Source organism: Polaromonas sp. P1_G4, from assembly GCF_056405475.1.
The window spans coordinates 1-1307 of sequence record NZ_JBFUCA010000808.1 but is presented as its reverse complement, the minus strand read 5'-3'; the positions used below and the strand labels follow the sequence as shown (position 1 = coordinate 1307).

At 58.0% G+C, this 1307-nt stretch carries 2 protein-coding genes; both read left to right on the top strand.

The annotated features are described in order from the left end of the window. A partial coding sequence (gene clpX / locus AC1D1X_RS23555) for an ATP-dependent Clp protease ATP-binding subunit ClpX (protein ID WP_477699379.1) occupies window positions 1–824 on the top strand: 824 nt, incomplete at its 5' end. Window positions 825–940: 116 nt separating this feature from the next. Next, window positions 941–1307: LON peptidase substrate-binding domain-containing protein (locus tag AC1D1X_RS23550; protein WP_477699378.1), on the top strand; the 367-nt coding region annotated here is incomplete at its 3' end.

Genomic DNA, 1307 nt, shown 5'->3' with positions numbered 1-1307 from the left:
CTACTACGCTGACCGAAGCAGGTTATGTCGGCGAGGATGTCGAAAACATCATTCAGAAGCTGCTGCAGAGCTGCAATTACGAAGTTGAACGTGCCCAGCAGGGGATTGTCTACATTGACGAAATTGACAAGATTTCGCGCAAGTCCGACAACCCTTCCATCACGCGTGACGTGTCCGGCGAGGGTGTGCAGCAGGCGCTGCTCAAACTGATCGAAGGAACGATGGCGTCGGTGCCGCCACAGGGCGGCCGCAAGCACCCCAACCAGGACTTCCTGCAGGTGGACACCACGAATATCCTGTTTATCTGCGGCGGTGCATTCTCGGGCCTGGAAARGGTCATCGAGAACCGGACCGAAGCTTCCGGGATCGGTTTTGGCGCGGCCGTCAAGAGCAAGAAGGCCCGCAGCCTGACCGAAGCCTTCAAGGATGTCGAGCCTGAAGACCTGATCAAGTTCGGGCTGATTCCTGAGCTGGTCGGCCGGATGCCGGTCGTGGCGACGCTGGCCGAGCTCACAGAAGACGCCTTGGTGCAGATCCTTACAGAACCCAAAAATGCCGTGGTCAAGCAATTCAGCAAGTTGCTGGCCATGGAAGGGGTTGATCTGGAAATCCGGCCCTCCGCACTCAAAGCGATTGCCCGCAGGGCGCTGGCCCGTAAAACCGGTGCGCGCGGCTTGCGTTCCATCCTGGAGCAGTCGCTGATCGACACCATGTTCGACCTGCCGAATGCCAGCAATGTGGATAAAGTGGTGGTGGACGAGTCCACAATCGAAGAAAACAAAGCCCCCTTGCTTGTGTACCGTGAAGCGGCCAAGAAAGCCTGAACATCCCAAAAGGCTGGCCGGAATGCTTGAAAAGCGCCTCCTGCGCCCCATGTCTGGGTTGATTGTGTTTCGCCGGGCCATGCAACTGGCCGTCACGGCTAACGTTTAAGGTTTATATGTCCGGACAAACTTCATTGCCTTCCACCCCCATTGACCTTCCCCTCCTGCCTTTGCGGGATGTGGTGGTCTTTCCGCACATGGTGATCCCCCTGTTCGTGGGCCGCCCCAAGAGCATCAAGGCGCTGGAGTCGGCGATGGAGGCCGAGCGCCGCATCATGCTGGTGGCGCAGAAGGCTGCGGCCAAGGATGAGCCTTCGGTGGAAGATATGTTCCAGGTGGGCTGCGTTGCCACGATCCTGCAACTGCTCAAATTGCCTGACGGTACTGTCAAGGTTTTGGTGGAAGGACAGCAGCGCGCCAGTGTGAACAAGATCGAAGAGGGCGAGCAGCATTTCACGGCCAATGTCACACCTGTAGAGCCCG